The following is a 15315-nucleotide window of genomic DNA, read 5'->3' as shown; positions in this document are numbered from 1 at the left end:
AAGGCCGTATTTGCTCTCTGAAGAGCGTCTCTCCTTGAATGTCGTACAGGCAAATCGCTGAAACCACGCCACAAAAGGGCGGGTACTTCGCACGTTCAAAAAGAGAAGAAGTGTTTGGCTGTGCTGCCAGTCCTGAGCGAGCCAGTCTCGGCTGATTTTCCCTGCTAACAGGGAAATTAACAGGGAATATTGTGGAAAATAGACTGATATCGCCAGATAACACGGATGGTCGTGGAGTGATTTCAATACCTTAGCGCAAAGCTCCCTAGAGATTTAACAGGGAATTATTCCAAAATGCAGGGATTTCAAGGGGCGTGCTAGATGGGTGTGTATCTGCGTCACAATCTCTTTCCGGGTATCCTCAGTTTTGCACGTGCCTTACGTGGACGAGAACGCAAACCTAGGTGGCTAGTTCACGCAATATGGAAAACTCGGCGGGGGGCTTTTTCGTGCGACTATGGCCGGCGCCACCCTGCGTTTAGTGACGCTTGCTTTGCGGTTAAAGTCCAGTCTTAACTATCGAGATCGCTTGTATCGATCTGTCGCCCTAGAAAGAGTTTGTCAACCATTACAAAAGCTTAATAAAAATATCCCTTGATTTCGCAACCAATCTATGACAGGTTTTTCCCCTAAGTAACGAGGTGTCACGGTAGGATTCCATTCCAACCACCGCAATAAAACGGTGGCCGAAATGTTTCCTTTCACCACACCAAAACTCTCGTCGCATGAAACTTTATTCAAGGCGGGAGGCAGCAATGTCCAAAAATCACAAAGCAATTTTTAAAAGTCGTCGAGCGTGTTCGGCAGACAAAGCCAATGGGTCAAACTGGCAAAGCACAGATGAAGTCGTAACATGTCCCGAGTTTCTCATCAGGAACGATCTTGCTCCGGAGCTCAACTCTATTCTTGTTACTGTGGCCAATCTTAAACCCTCACAGCATCAGGTGCGCAAACCGACGAAAAAGCAGATATCAAAGGTAAAGCGATCAATAGAGGTATTCGGTTTCGTTGCCCCCATTCTAATAAATGGCGAAAATGATATTGTTGATGGTCATTCGCGCGTAGAGGCCGCTCGTGCGCTTGGATTAAAATCAATCCCATGTCTGCAGGTCGGGCATTTGTCGGAGCCGGAAGTGCGAGCGCTCAGAATTGCACTTAACAGAACCCAGGAGGGCACTGTCAGAGGAAATTCTCTTGAGGCTGGCAGGGCAAGAAACTAGCGTTTGTCCATGACAAAACGCTCCCCTTTCCGCTACTTCAAAACGAGTCCTGAAATCATCCGTCTAGCGGTAATGCTCTACGTTCGGTTCCCATTGTCGCTTAGGAATGTTGAAGATCTTCTGCATGAACGAGGCATCGATGTCAGCCACGAAACCGTCCGTTTCTGGTGGAACCGATTTGGCCCAATGTTTGCAGCTGAGATCCGTAGAAAACGGGTTAGTCGGATGCGATGTTACTCGAATTGGCAATGGCACCTAGACGAGGTTTTTGTGAAGATAAACGGCGAACTGCACTATCTATGGCGTGCCGTAGATCACGAGGGTGAGGTGTTGGAGTCCTATGTTACGAAACGTCGAAATCGCAAGGCTGCATTGAAATTCCTCAAGAAAACCATGAAACGCCATGGCAGAGCCGAGGTGCTAGTTACCGACAAACTTCGCTCATACGGCGCCGCGATGAAGGTAATTGGTGCCGTGGCGAAACAGGAAACGGGTCGTTGGAAAAACAATCGCGCTGAAAATTCGCACTTGCCGTTTCGACGACGGGAGCGGGCAATGATCCGCTTTAGGCGCATGCGAACCTTGCAGAAATTTGTTTCCGTCCATGCATCCGTTTTTAACCACTTCAATCAGGAGCGCAGCCTTTCCCAAAGAGATCATTTCAAAATGAACCGCACTGCTGCTCTGGCTGAGTGGCGCGGTCTTTGCGCGGCATAAAGGGCAGTCTCACTGGCCTAGCTGAGACGAGTTCGAATTTGTCTGACACCACCCACGGCGACAATCGGGCGGGAGCGAAACCGACATGCTCAGACAAGTGACGCTTGGATCCGTCGCCAAATCAGTGGCCTTCTGCGCATTCTTGCGCGACATCTCAAGCGTTGCGATGCCGAAATAAACGGCCATATTCAACAGCATGAAAAGTTGGTCGAGGATCACACTCGACTGCAAACAATCCCTGGGGTTGGGCCTGTTTTGGCGGCAGTGCTGATTGCGTCACTGCCAGAACTCGGACAGTTAGATCGGCGAAAGATCGCAGCACTTGCTGGCTTGGCGCCGCACGCTTGTGATTCCGGCATATTCTAAGGCAAACGCCGCATTTGGGGTGGGCGGGCTAATGTCCGGCGCGCACTCTATCTCGCGGCTTTCATCGCGTCGCGCCATGATTTCAACTTCAAGGCATTCCGCAAGCAGCTTCAGGATGCAGGAAAACCAGTGAAACTTGCCGTGACGGCGTGCGCAAGAAAGCTACTAACCATCATAAATGCGATGTTGAAAGCAGGCCAAGATTATCGCAAAATAACGGCCTGAATTAAGACAGTTGCTACGTTACGAAACGTCGAAATCGCAAGGCTGCATTGAAATTCCTCAAGAAAACCATGAAACGTCATGGCAGAGCCGAGGTGCTAGTAACCGACAAACTTCGCTCATACGGCGCCGCGATGAAGGTAATTGGTAACGTGGCGAAACAGGAAACGGGTCGTTGGAAAAACAATCGCGCTGAAAATTCGCACTTGCCGTTTCGACGACGGGAACGGGCAATGATCCGCTTCAGGCGCATGCGAACCTTGCAGAAATTCGTTGCTGTCCACGCTTCCATCCACAACCATTTGAATCAGGACCGAAGCCTCTCCCAACGCGATCACTTCAAGGCCAACCGCACCGCCGCACTGACTGAGTGGCGCGGCCTTTGTGCGGCATAAAAGGGCAGGGGTCCTAGCCTAGCTGAGACGAGTTCGAATTCGTCTGACACCACCAACCGAAGCCTTCACCGAAGAATTAGAAAACTGAGATAGAAAAAATGTCGCAACCCAACTTGAGGTCACAGCTTCAGTGATTTCCTCTTTCGAATGAGCTTATCGCGCCGGTCTGTGCAACCGGTTGCAAAAATATTAAACTGGGTTAAAGTAAACTACGAATCAGGGTGGGTCGTGAACTTAGGGAACATTCCGAAAATTAGTCTTGAAGTTAAATCGAGGCGTAAAAGTTTCTTCTTTTGTCGCTTTGCGCTCTGAGATTAATATTTGAGGTGCCCCGCAGCCCAACACCTTGTTTTCAACAGTTTTGGACTAATTCCGAATGCCACAATGACGATGGAAGACTTCTGAAAAAAAACGCCTCAATATGAGGTCCCGGTAAAAAACTGTGTGCCGGGCACGCAATGGGAGGATACAAATGAAAAAGATTATTTTAGCCGCAGGTATCACAGCCTTGTTGAGCACAACCGCTTTCGCCGAGCAAATCGGCGTATCGGTTGCACGTTTTGATGACAACGGCTTGACTGTTATGCGCAATGGCATGACCGACCATGCCGACACCCTACCCGATGTTAGCTTGCAGGTTGAAGATGCAACAGATGACGTTGCAAAACAGCTTGACCAGATCAACAATTTCATCGCTTCCGGCGTTGATGCGATCATCGTGAATGCTGTGGATACGAACGCGACTGAAGCGATGTCTAATGCCGCCGCCGCAGCGGGTGTGCCTCTGGTTTATGTAAACCGACAGCCTGTAAACATGGACACGTTGCCCGTAGGTCAGGCGTTTGTTGCGTCCAACGAGATTGAATCCGGCACACTGGCCGCGTTCCGCATGTGTCAAGATTTGCGCGCGCAGGGTAAGTCTGGTGGTGCTAAAGCCTATATGTTGATGGGACAGCTTTCCAACCAAGCAGCAGTTCAGCGTTCGAAAGACTTCGAAGACGTTATCGGCATGGACATGTGTAACTTCATCACACTGATCGACAAGCAGACTGCTGAATGGTCACGTGATAAAGCGCAAGATTTGATGACAAACTGGATCTCCTCTGGCGAACCATTTGATGCCGTCTTTGGCAACAATGACGAAATGGCAATCGGTGCGATTCAAGCTATGAAGGCTGCCGGTATTTCTATGGATGACGTGGTTGTTGGCGGCGTTGACGCCACAGCGGATGCGCTTGTTTCCATGCAAGCGGGCGACATGGACGTAACTGTTTTCCAAGACCTTGCAGGTCAAGGATCAGGCGCCATCGACACCGCGTTGAAATTGGCAAGAGGCGAAGCTGTAGACAAAACTGTCTTCATTCCCTTCAAGCTGGTCACTCCTGAAAATATCGGCGAATTCATGCAGTAAGCTACCAATTCAAGCCAACATATGGGGCGGCCTCTCGCTGCCCCATATCGCACAAAAACCACACAATTTTGGAGGCTGACTGATGTCAGACACAAGCCACGGAACGGGCGGACTGACCTACGACAAGACAAAACGGCAGTGGCCAAACGAATTGAACGTCTTGGGTGCGCTCATTTTGATCGTTATTGTTTTCGAAGTCCTCGGGGCGGTCTTCATGGGACAAAGCCTCCTGTTCGACACAACCGACCGCTTTGACAGTATTTTCAACGAGCAGCGTCTGCGGATTATCATCATTCAGGTTGCCATTATCGGCATCATCTCTCTGGGTGTAACGCAAGTGATCATCACTGCTGGCATCGACTTGTCTTCTGGATCGGTCTTGGGTGCCACTGCGATGATCGCCATGAGTTTTGCACAGGTTTCGATCGTGAACGGCAGCCCAAACCCAAAAGCAATTTTCGGTCCTGCGTTTCTGGATTTGCCAGTTATCGTTCCTATATTTGTCGGGCTAGGTTGCGGGATAATTGCTGGGATGGTCAACGGTATTCTTGTGGCCTATTCGCGCATTCCACCCTTCATTGCGACCCTTGGCATGATGCTTTTCGCGCGTGGTGTGGCGCAGTGGTGGTCTAGCGGCAAACCCGTTTCCTTCCCCACCGAAGCCTATGCGAAAATCGGTGCGGGTATGATGCCCGTGATCATTTTCCTTTCGCTCGCGGTACTATTTCACTTGATTATGAACTACACGGTCTATGGAAAACACACCTACGCGATTGGCTCCAACGAAGCGGCCGCGCGGATGTCGGGCATCAATGTTCCGCGTCATCTGGTGCTGGTCTATGCAATCGCGGGGATGCTCGCTGGTCTCTCTGCTGTGATTTTGACCTCTAAAAACTTGACCGCGCAATCGGGCATGGGCCTGTCCTACGAATTGGACGCCATCGCGATGGCCGTTATTGGCGGTGTGTCGTTGTTCGGCGGACGTGGCTCTATCATTGGTACCGTGATTGGTGCGTTGATTATCGGTGTGATTACATCGGGCTTCACCTTCCTAAGGCTCGGGGCCTATTATCAGGAAATGGTGCTCGGCGGGATTATCGTCGGTGCGGTTGCCCTCGATCAATTGCAACAACAACGTGCGGCAGCTCGGTCTTAGGAGAGTAAAATGTCAGATATTATTCTAGAAACCAAAGGCCTCACCAAACATTACGGCGGCGTTCACGCCCTTGAGGGTGCAGATTTTATCCTACGCAAGGGCGAACACGTCGCGATTATGGGGGACAATGGAGCGGGGAAGTCCACGTTTGTGCGTCAAATCACCGGCGTCGAGCAACGTACGCGTGGCACGGTCACTTTTGACGGCAAGGACGTGCATTTTTCCGGCCCCTTGGATGCGCGCGAAGCAGGGATTGAGACTGTGTTTCAAACGCTGGCTTTGGCCGATGATCTTAACGTCCCAGACAATCTGTTTTTGGGTCGCGAAGTCACCAAAATGAACTTTCTTGGCCCCTTTCGTTTGTTGGACTACAAAGCAATGCGCGAAGCAACAATGGCCGGCTTGGTCAAAACGGGCGTTAAAATCCCCAACATCCGCAACACGATTGCCAATATGTCAGGCGGTCAACGCCAATGTGTCGCCATTGCACGCACGGCAACATTTGCGTCAAAACTGACCATCATGGATGAGCCTACGGCTGCCCTTGGGGTGCAAGAAACCGCGCAGGTTGAAAACATCATTCGCACGTTGAAAGAACAGAACGAAAGCCTTATTTTGGTCAGCCACAACATGCGTCAAGTTTTTGATCTGGTGGATCGGATTATCGTGTTCCGCCGAGGACGTATCGTGGCCAATCTCAACAAGGATGAAACCGATGGGCAGGATGTCGTAGCCTATATCACTGGTGCGAAAACCGGCGCTGAATATGCGGGCGCTGCGTGAAACTAATTGACCTCACAGGCCCCTTCTTTGCGCCCATATGGATACGTGTGGCAATCGTTGCCGTTCTCTTTGGATGGGGTCTGTTTGAATTATCTACCGGGCGGGCCATGTGGGCTGTTATTTTCCTTGGCGTAGCGGGTATTTGCACGTGGCGTTTCGCGACAATTGACTATAGGACAGACGCGGATAATTAATCGAGGAGAGGTCAGATGGCCGTAACGCTGAAAAATGTGGCCGAGCTTGCTGGCGTGTCACGTTCAGCCGTTTCACGGACCTACACCGAAGGTGCTTCCGTTTCGGTCAAGACCCGCGAAAAAGTCATGCGCGCTGCGTTGACTTTGGGCTACAGCCCGAACGCGCTGGCCTCCTCCTTGACCACGGGCCGCACCAAAATGATCGGCCTAGTCTCTAACAACTTTCACAACCCAATATTCCTTGAGGTTTTTGATTTGTTTACGCGTGGTCTTCAGGAGCGCGGTTTACGCCCGTTGTTGGTCAATCTCACGGATGAAACTGAGCCCGAAGCCTCAGTGCGCATGCTGCGCCAATACTCCGTTGATGGGGTGATCGTGGCCTCGTCGACCCTAAAACCCGGATTTGCGCGGGCGTTTCGAGACGCGGGGGTACCGGTGGTCCATTCATTTGGTCGCCATTTGGAAAACCCGACAGTGGACGTTTTGGGGATCGACAATATAGCAGCAGGCCGAATGGCCGCGCACACTTTGATTGAACGGGGTTACAACGAGGTTGCCTTTTTGGGTGGGCCCCAATACGCCACCTCGACCCTTGATCGCGAAACGGGTTTTGTCCGCGAAATCGCTGCACACAAGGGGATTTCTTGCACAACCAGTTTTGCGAGCGCTTATTCCTTTGAGGCAGGCCGTGAAGAAATGCTTCGCCTCTTAGCTAGCAAGCCGGCACAGGCCTATTTTTGTGGTGACGACGTGCTCTCGATCGGGGCTTTGTCCGCCTTGCAAACCGCTGGATTGCGCGTACCTGAAGATGTGGGTTTGATCGGGTTAAACAACATGGAAATGGCGGGCTGGGCCAATATCAACCTCACGACGATTAGCAACCCGTTGGTCGACATTATTTCGGCCTCAATTGAGCGGGTCGCGGCCTTGATCCAAGACCAAAGCATACCGCCCCAAACCCATAGATTCGATTGTGCTGTGGTTGAGCGCGGAACCTTGCGTCCCGCGCCCCGCCCTTAATTTATTGGAACATCGGCGGGCGCGCATCGAGCCACGCGCCTTCAGATTTGCCCGATTGAGCAACAGCAACGACAGCTGCCATTGAGCGCAACCCGTCCACCGCTTTGGGATATAAATCAGCCGCAGGATCCATTGCACGCCCCTCTTTGCGCGCCTGAATGGCTTCGGCGAGATCGGTATAGATGTTCGCAAAGGCTAAAGGCATTCCCTCTGCATGGCCAATGGTCACACGCGAGGTGCGATCCGCTTCTGGCGAGAGATTTGCCTCACCGCGTTCAATGACTTGCAACCGTTGATTCAGAGGCATGTAAAACAGCTGGTTTGGCTGCTCTTGGCTCCAACGCAAACCGCCAGTTTCACCGAAGACTTGAATGCCCAAACCATGCTGACGCCCGATCGCTATGCTCGAAGTCCAAAGCCGACCAACAGCACCGCCGTCCATGCGGAAATTGACCATTGCGTCATCTTCCAAAACACGTTGCGCCAGACAAGACACCGTATCCGCGGACAATTTGGTAACTTCTTGGCCCGTCACAAAACTGGCCATATGCATCGCGTGAATACCACAATCCGCAAACTGCGCGCTAACGCCCGCCAAAGCGGGATCATAGCGCCAACGCACGCGTGGGTTATCTGCGTCGGCTGCATCCGCGTGATGACCATGGGCAAACTCTGCATTCACCAACCGCACCTTGCCAATGTCTCCGCGCGCAATCATCGCCTTCATATGGCGCACCAAACTATAGCCAGAGTAGCCATAATTCACGGCACAAATATTGCCCGTTTTTTCGGCAATTTTGACAATCTCTTCACCCTCTTCGACGGTCATCGTCATGGGTTTTTCACAGAGCACATGGAAACCGCCCTCAAGGAACCCCTTGGTGATTTCAAAGTGCGTCGAGTTTGGAGTGGCAACCGTCACCAGATCAACTTTGTCGTCGCCGCGCTGCTTTTCTGCCTCCAGCATTTCCTGCCAACCGCCATAGGCGCGCTCACCCAATCCGAGGCGTTGACCGTATTCAATACCTTGCTCGGGGCGGTGATCCAACGCCCCTGCTGTGAACTCAAACAATCCATCCAAGCCGGAACCCAAACGGTGTGCTGGGCCGATTTGACTGCCTTCACCGCCGCCAATCATACCCCATTTCAATTTCTTCATGCGGTGTCTCCCTAGAATCCGATAGATTGCAAATAGGTGCGGTTCAGTTTTGCGTCGTCGATAGGCGACGTGTCGCCCTCAGGGTCGCAATCCTGCTCAACGGTGCACCAGCCATTGAAATCATTGTCCAACAACAACTGCCGGACAGCGGGGAAATCAACATCGCCGTCGCCCAAATTACAGAAAATTCCCTGCCCACAAGCCGTGTAGAAATCCGTACGCTTGGCCACAACATCGGCTTTAACCTTGGGGTCGATATCCTTGAAGTGCATATAGCTGATGCGATCAATATGCCGCTTCATAAACGCAACGGGATCATAACCAGCATAGGAATGATGCCCCGTATCAAAACAAATCTTCAGGATGTTTTCATCGACTTCACTTAAAAGGCGCTCCAACTCCGGTTCAAAATCAATGAACCCAGCAGCGTGGGCGTGAATGCCAACCTTTAGGCCGTATTCTTCGGTCCCCAAACGCGCGACAGTGGCGATGCGGTCACGAAAGGCCGTCCATTCCGCCTTGTCCATCTGCTCAGCTTCGCTCGCGCGTCCTGCGGTCGGCGCGCGGCGTGGGGATATACTGTCGATGAGCACCAAATGCTCTGCGCCATGTGCTTTTAGGGCCTCGCACGTCCGGACGGCACCGTCCATCACGTTGTCCCACATATCAGGATCATGGAACGGGCGGAAAATAACGCCCCCGACCAGTTCTTGGCCAAATTCAGCCAAGGCATCTGCCAATATTGCTGGGTCTTCTGGCATAAACCCTACAGGTCCAAGTTCGATGCCGGTGAAGCCCGCGCTTGCGTTTTCTTGCAAAACTTTGCGCCACGCGGGATTACGCGGATCATCTGCAAATTCCACGCCCCAAGAGCAGGGCGCATTGCCTATTTTAATCATGTTATTACCCTTTTTAAAAATCTGAGATCTGAACCCAGGCTTGTTTTTCACTCGACGCGAGTGCAGCGGCGACGACCCGATTGACTTCCATACCTTCGGAGAAAGTCGGCCAGATGTTTCGTTTTTCGTGGATGGCACGCAGAAAATCATGCGCCTCGATAATGATAAGGTCTTGGTACCCCGTGCCGTGGCCTGGCCCCTGACAAAATGCCAAATAATCCGGATGGGCTGGTCCCGCGAGTATCTTGCGAAAACCGCGTTCTGCCTCTGGACCTTCCATTGTATAGAGATGCAGCGCGTTCTGGTCTTCCTGATCAAAGCGGATTGCGCCTTTGGTGCCAAAGATCTCATAGGCGTAGCCCATCTTACGACCCGTCGCGACACGACTAAAGAACAGATGCCCCTGTGCACCATTCTCAAATTTGCACATCATTTGCGCCTGATCGTCGTTGGTAACAATACCGCCAGGGCGGTTGGCATGCACGGTTTCTACGTTTGCATTGAGCGAGGCAATCGGACCAATCAGCGCCCGTGCTGCATTGATCATATGCGGGGCCAAATCGCCCATCGTCCCATTGGCCGCGCCTTGCGTGCGCCATGTTGCTGGCAAACTGGCATCGGCCAGAAAATCCTCCGTATGCTCGCCCCGAAACCAAGTGACATCGCCAATGCGCCCATCGGCAATCAACTGGCGGGCGTATTGCGACGCAGGCGTACGAATGTAATTAAACCCAACCATGTTAACACAACCAGAAGCCTCAGCTGCAGCCAGCATAGCACGGCTTTGCGTCAGAGATTCCCCAAGCGGCTTTTCGCAGAACACCGGCTTGCCGATCGCAAATGCCGCCTTCGCGATTTCACAATGCGTTGATTGCGGAGACGCAATCACAATGGCCTCAACTTTTGAATCCTCCACAAGAGCGCGCCAATCGGTCGTTGCTCGGGCGAATCCATATTTGTCACGGTATGTCTGTGCGCTTTCCTGCGACGTTGCACAGACCATTTCCAACACAGGGCGCAATGGGGTTTCAAAAAGGCTCCCAACAGAGCCGTAGGCCGCAGCATGCGCTTTGCCCATATAGCCGCCGCCAACAATCCCTATGCCTATTTTCGTCATGCCGCCCCCCAAAGTAAAAGCACTATTGCAACCGGTTGCAAATTATGTAACCTTGTTTATGCGCAGGGGTCAATACCCATAACGTTGCGCATCTCAAATGACTACGCGTGGAGAGCACTTTGGCACAAGCGAACGAGACGGTTACCCTAACAGTTGCACAGGCAATTGTACGCTATTTGGCAGCGCAATACATTGACATTGATGGAGAACGCGTTCGACTGTGTGGCGGTGGCTTTGGCATTTTCGGTCATGGAAATGTCACGTGTTTAGGCGAAGCTCTTTACACCCACAAAGATGAATTGCCTCTTTATCGCGGCCAAAATGAGCAGGGCATGGGATTTGCTGCCGCAGCTTACGCCAAGGCCAATCTGCGGAGTCGATTTATGTTTTGCACGGCCTCCGCGGGCCCCGGAACGGCCAATCTTCTGACCAGTGCCGCCTTGGCCCACGCCAACCGCCTCCCAGTTTTGATGCTGTGTGGCGATACGTTTGTGACCCGCCTCCCCGATCCAGTGCTGCAACAGTTGGAACATTTTGGCAATCCGAGCCTTGGTCTCAATGACGCGTTCAAATCCGTAAGCCGTTTTTGGGATCGCATCACCCATCCCGCGCAAATCCTCCAATCCCTCCCCGCAGCCCTCGCCACACTGTTGGACCCCGCCGATTGCGGCCCCGCGTTCATTGGACTGCCGCAAGATGTTCAGGGTTGGACATATGATTACCCCGTCGTATTCTTTGATGAACATGTGCATCGCATTCGCCGCCAAGCCCCCGACATGGCGGAGGTTGCCGATGCCGTGGCGCTTCTAAAGTCTGCCAAACGTCCGATGATTATCGCAGGCGGTGGTGTGCAATATTCGGGTGCCGTATCCGAGCTGACCAAATTTGCCGAAGCGCATAATATTCCCGTGGTGGAAACCATTGCAGGTCGCGCCAACATGCTCGCGACCCACGACCTAAACATTGGTCCTATTGGGGTTACGGGCTCGAATTCGGCGAATACAATTGCAGAACAAGCGGATGTCATTCTAGCGGTGGGCACGCGCCTTCAGGATTTCACGACCGGTTCGTGGACAGCCTTCGCGAAGGACGCAAAGATCATCGGGTTGAACGCCGCGCGTCATGATGCGGCGAAACATATGTCGTTGACCGTTGTGGGCGACGCAAAACTGGGAATTACCGCGCTGAGCGATGAGCTTTCAGGATATCAAACCCCCGCCGGTTGGACAGCATTTTCCCGCGACGAACGCAGCAAGTGGAATACCTATGTAGCCCAAAACACCAGCCTTGGAAATGGCCCCTCTTCCTATGCACAGGCCATCGGCGTTGTGAACGCTGCGTGCGATTCCCGCGACCGCATCGTTGCCGCCGCAGGCGGATTGCCCGCCGAAGTCACCGCAAATTGGAACACTTTGGACATTGGCACGGTCGATGTTGAATTTGGCTTCTCTTGTATGGGTTATGAAATTGCTGGTGGTTGGGGCGCGCGCATTGCTCAATCCGAAAACGAACCAAACCAAGACACCATCGTTTTCACGGGCGACGGTTCTTACCTGCTGATGAATTCGGATATCTATTCCTCGGTCCTCACCGAAAAGAAACTGATTGTTCTTGTCTTGGATAACGGTGGATTTGCGGTGATTAACAAACTCCAGAACAACACTGGAAACGAGAGCTTTAACAACCTCATTTCGGACACCCCCACCGCTACACATCAAGTGAGTGTCGATTTCGAAGCCCATGCGCGCTCCATGGGGGCGCTGGCGGAAACCATTGAAAACCCTGCCGAATTGGCGGATGCATTTGCGCGCGCGAAAGCCGCAACGCAAACTTATGTCATCGTTATGAAGGTCGATCCTTATGACGGCTGGACAACAGAGGGCCACGCGTGGTGGGAAGTCGGGACGCCTCATACCTCAAAAAGCGAGCGCGTAAATACCGCCCACAAAGATTGGGAGGCGACCCGCCCCCGGCAGCGGAAGGGCTTATAAATGTCCACACTTTTTGACGGAATTAAATCCAACAATTTTGTTGTCATCGGACGCGCGGGAATGGATTTCTTTCCCGACCCTCCCGGCACGGCGACCGAAGACGCTGTCACAATGACAGTTGGATTGGGTGGCTCTTCAGCCAATATGGCAGCAGGAATTTGCAAACTTGGTGGCAAAGCTGCGTTGGTTACGCGCGTATCAGACGACAGCGTCGGGCGGTATTGCATCAATCAATTGAAACGATACGGCGTGAATACTACCCATGTAACCCCCGTTGGCGGCGAATATCGCAACTCGCTGGCCGTCTATGAAACCCGTGTCGAAAACCACCAATCGGTAATCTACCGCAACGGTGCGGCCGATTTCCAAATGGATAAATCGGATGTGTCGGCTGTTGATTATAACGCTTTTGGCGCCCTTATTACCGCGGGCACCGTTTTTGCCGCTGAACCTTCTCGCGCTGCAACATTTCATGCATTTGATTTGGCCCGAGCTGCGGGTCTGCCCATTATTTTCGATGTGGATTACCGGCCCTACTCATGGCCATCTGCTGAAGTTGCCGCGGATGTTTTAAGCCGTGCCGCAGCGCAGAGCGACATGATCGTAGGCAATGACGAAGAATTCGGCTTCATGGCAGGTGGCGTCGAAAAAGGGCTGGCCAAGGCGCGCGAGCTTTCCCAAACAACGGCCGCCGCAGTGGTCTACAAAATGGGACATGAAGGGGCGATTACTTTTGTCGATGGGCAGGAAATTCGCACGGGTATTTATCCGGTTTCGGCTCTGAAACCCACAGGTGCGGGAGACAGCTTTATGGCTGGCTTCTTGACCTCAATCGCCGATGGTTACGATTTAAAAACAGCTATTTTGCGTGGCTCTGCTTGCGCCTCCATCACCGTGTCACGTCCGGGCTGCGCGCCCGCGATGGCAGACACTGCAACACTCGAAAAATTTCTGGCCGACCATTCCGGCCCAACAGAAAGCTAGGAAAAATTCATGCATATTGCGCCATTTGATAACAACAACAATCCGATCGTAGATATTGATGATGCCACTGTCCCGTTGAACTATTTCAACATTGTCAAATTGACGAAGGGGCAAGCATTTGAGTATTCGGTTCCCGGATATGAAACCTGCATTGTCCCAGCGACAGGTACGATTGAAGTGGATATCGAAGGGTTCAAAGTGAGCGGCCTTGGCCTGCGCAAAGCTGACGTGTGGGATGGCGAACCCGAAGGCGTGTATGTACCGACAGCGGCACGTGCGACCATGGTTTGTACAAGTGACACCGCAGAAGTCTTCGTCGCAGGCGCGCGCTATGACAAGGTTTTGGATGCGTTTGCCGTACGGTCCGACGAATTGGACAAAATTCAATATGGTTCTGACGACACCAAAACCCACCGCAAAATCAAGCACATCCTCGGTACAAAATACCACGGAAAAGTTGGGCGCTTGCTCGTTTCTGAATTGTTCACCGTTGGTGAAGGCGGTTGGTCTGGATTTCCAAGTCACAAGCACGACACAGACCGCCTCCCCCTAGAAACACGCCACGACGAGACCTACAATTTTCGTTTCAAACCCAACCACGGTTCCGGCGTTCAGATGCTACAAAGGGAAGACGGCAAGGCAGGCGACGCATATCACATCGTTGATGGCTCCACGATTTGTCTGGACTCTGGCTACCATCCCTGCGCGGTTCTTCCGGGTTATCAGATGTATTATTTCACCATTTTGGGTGGTTTGTCTCAACGCTCCTTGGTGCAATATTTCCAACCCAGCCATGCCTATCAATTGGAAACCATTCCAGGCATCAAAGACATGATTGCGAAGTTTAAATAATGCCCCTTGTAACCTTAGCCGACGTGCTTCAACCCGCCTTAAAAGGCAACTATGCCGTGGGCGGATTGGTCACACTTGGGTGGGAGGATATGCGCGCCTTCGTAGCGGCTGCCGAAGCGGAAAACTGCGCTGTAATTCTACAAGCGGGACCTGGATGTCGGGAACATACGCCACTGCCCGTGCTGGGAAAAATGTTCCGGTATTTAGCCGAAAACGCCTCTGTTCCAGTCGTGGCTCATCTTGATCACGGCTATACCTATGACGAATGTTCCTTGGCGCTCGATAGCGGATTTACATCGCTGATGTATGATGGCTCTCGCAAGCCACTGGCCGAGAACATTAAAGAAACCAAACAAATAGCAGAAATCGCTCATGCGGCAGGCATTTCATGCGAAGGCGAAATTGGTTTTGTTGGCTATTCCAATGGCGAAAAATCCGCAGGCACTGACCCGTCGGAAGCGGCCATTTTTGCGGTGGAAACTGGCGTCGACGCCATGGCGATTTCCGTTGGAAATGTGCATTTACAGGAAAACAAAGAAGGTGGGCTGGATGAAGGTCGCATTGCCGCCATCCAAGCGGCAACAACAGTCTCACTGGTCATCCACGGCGGGTCTGGCGTTCCGGTAGAACAACGCGCCCGTCTTGCGCACAGTACCAATATCTGCAAATTCAACATCGGTACCGAATTGCGCATGGCCTTTGGCGAAGCGATGCGCACGGCGATAAACGCAGATCCAAAACGCTTTGATCGTGTGTCCATCCTAAAGGAAACCCACGATCCCACAGTAGCCGCCGCTCGGCGCGTTCTCTCTGCTTTGAAAGGCTGACC

The 15315-nt window shown here is 52.4% G+C and carries 14 protein-coding genes and 1 pseudogene; 12 read left to right on the top strand and 3 right to left on the bottom strand.

Translation table 11 applies throughout. The features are described from left to right. Positions 1-755: 755 nt before the first annotated feature. The 8 genes and pseudogenes from AB9F29_RS19830 to AB9F29_RS19795 all read left to right on the top strand — a co-directional run bounded on the left by AB9F29_RS19830 (position 756) and on the right by AB9F29_RS19795 (position 7484). Positions 756-1220, top strand: coding sequence for a ParB/Srx family N-terminal domain-containing protein (locus tag AB9F29_RS19830; protein WP_369756957.1), 465 nt, complete (start codon positions 756-758; stop codon positions 1218-1220). Positions 1221-1229: 9 nt separating this feature from the next. After that, positions 1230-1937, top strand: a complete 708-nt coding sequence (locus AB9F29_RS19825) for an IS6 family transposase (protein WP_369756956.1) — start codon at positions 1230-1232, stop codon at positions 1935-1937. A 204-nt stretch (positions 1938-2141) separates the two neighbouring features. Then, entirely contained in the window at positions 2142-2303 is a 162-nt protein-coding gene (locus AB9F29_RS19820) for a transposase (RefSeq protein WP_369756955.1), read from the top strand. A gap of 239 nt (positions 2304-2542) precedes the next feature. Further along, a pseudogene (locus tag AB9F29_RS19815) lies at positions 2543-2920 on the top strand (DDE-type integrase/transposase/recombinase); the annotation flags it as partial. A gap of 472 nt (positions 2921-3392) precedes the next feature. Next, positions 3393-4331, top strand: a complete 939-nt coding sequence (locus tag AB9F29_RS19810; RefSeq protein WP_335586807.1) for a sugar ABC transporter substrate-binding protein — start codon at positions 3393-3395, stop codon at positions 4329-4331. An 82-nt stretch (positions 4332-4413) separates the two neighbouring features. Continuing rightward, positions 4414-5487 carry an ABC transporter permease gene (locus AB9F29_RS19805; protein ID WP_335586808.1) on the top strand — a complete coding sequence of 358 codons (1074 nt, stop codon included), beginning with the start codon at positions 4414-4416 and terminating at the stop codon, positions 5485-5487. Positions 5488-5496: 9 nt separating this feature from the next. Then, positions 5497-6270: an ATP-binding cassette domain-containing protein gene (locus AB9F29_RS19800; protein ID WP_335586809.1), complete on the top strand. Its 774-nt coding sequence runs from the start codon at positions 5497-5499 to the stop codon at positions 6268-6270. A 209-nt stretch (positions 6271-6479) separates the two neighbouring features. Next, positions 6480-7484 (top strand): LacI family DNA-binding transcriptional regulator, encoded by a 1005-nt coding sequence (locus tag AB9F29_RS19795; protein ID WP_369756954.1) that lies wholly within the window; start codon positions 6480-6482, stop codon positions 7482-7484. A 1-nt stretch (position 7485) separates the two neighbouring features. Here the strand turns inward: AB9F29_RS19795 and AB9F29_RS19790 are convergent, their stop codons facing one another. From AB9F29_RS19790 to AB9F29_RS19780, 3 genes are read right to left on the bottom strand one after another with little or no spacing between them, the layout of a single operon-like run. Then, a complete protein-coding gene (locus AB9F29_RS19790) occupies positions 7486-8643 on the bottom strand; it encodes a Gfo/Idh/MocA family protein (protein WP_369756953.1) in 1158 nt (385 codons plus the stop codon). 11 nt (positions 8644-8654) lie between these two features. Then, positions 8655-9542: a TIM barrel protein gene (locus tag AB9F29_RS19785; protein WP_369756952.1), complete on the bottom strand. Its 888-nt coding sequence runs from the start codon at positions 9540-9542 to the stop codon at positions 8655-8657. A gap of 13 nt (positions 9543-9555) precedes the next feature. After that, on the bottom strand, positions 9556-10659 hold the full coding sequence (locus tag AB9F29_RS19780) for a Gfo/Idh/MocA family protein (protein ID WP_369756951.1): 1104 nt from the start codon (positions 10657-10659) through the stop codon (positions 9556-9558). A 119-nt stretch (positions 10660-10778) separates the two neighbouring features. Between AB9F29_RS19780 and iolD the strand changes: the two genes are divergently transcribed. Genes iolD through AB9F29_RS19760 form a run of 4 tightly spaced genes read left to right on the top strand, consistent with a single transcriptional unit; the run spans position 10779 to position 15313 of the window. Then, positions 10779-12650 (top strand): 3D-(3,5/4)-trihydroxycyclohexane-1,2-dione acylhydrolase (decyclizing), encoded by a 1872-nt coding sequence (iolD, locus tag AB9F29_RS19775; protein ID WP_335586814.1) that lies wholly within the window; start codon positions 10779-10781, stop codon positions 12648-12650. Further along, positions 12651-13634 (top strand): 5-dehydro-2-deoxygluconokinase, encoded by a 984-nt coding sequence (gene iolC / locus AB9F29_RS19770; RefSeq protein ID WP_369756950.1) that lies wholly within the window; start codon positions 12651-12653, stop codon positions 13632-13634. It begins immediately after the preceding gene. A 9-nt stretch (positions 13635-13643) separates the two neighbouring features. Beyond that, entirely contained in the window at positions 13644-14486 is an 843-nt protein-coding gene (locus tag AB9F29_RS19765) for a 5-deoxy-glucuronate isomerase (protein WP_335586816.1), read from the top strand. Continuing rightward, the gene (locus tag AB9F29_RS19760) at positions 14486-15313 is read left to right on the top strand and encodes a class II fructose-bisphosphate aldolase (RefSeq protein ID WP_335586817.1); all 828 of its coding nucleotides are present in this window, start codon (positions 14486-14488) and stop codon (positions 15311-15313) included. Before AB9F29_RS19765 ends, AB9F29_RS19760 begins: the two co-directional genes overlap by 1 nt. Positions 15314-15315 lie beyond the last annotated feature (2 nt).

The sequence above is a fragment of the Falsihalocynthiibacter sp. S25ZX9 genome, from assembly GCF_041205405.1.
Taxonomy (GTDB): Bacteria; Pseudomonadota; Alphaproteobacteria; order Rhodobacterales; family Rhodobacteraceae; genus Falsihalocynthiibacter; species Falsihalocynthiibacter arcticus.
The sequence above is the reverse complement of the archived record's forward strand: the minus strand, read 5'-3'. Positions and strand labels throughout refer to the sequence as shown.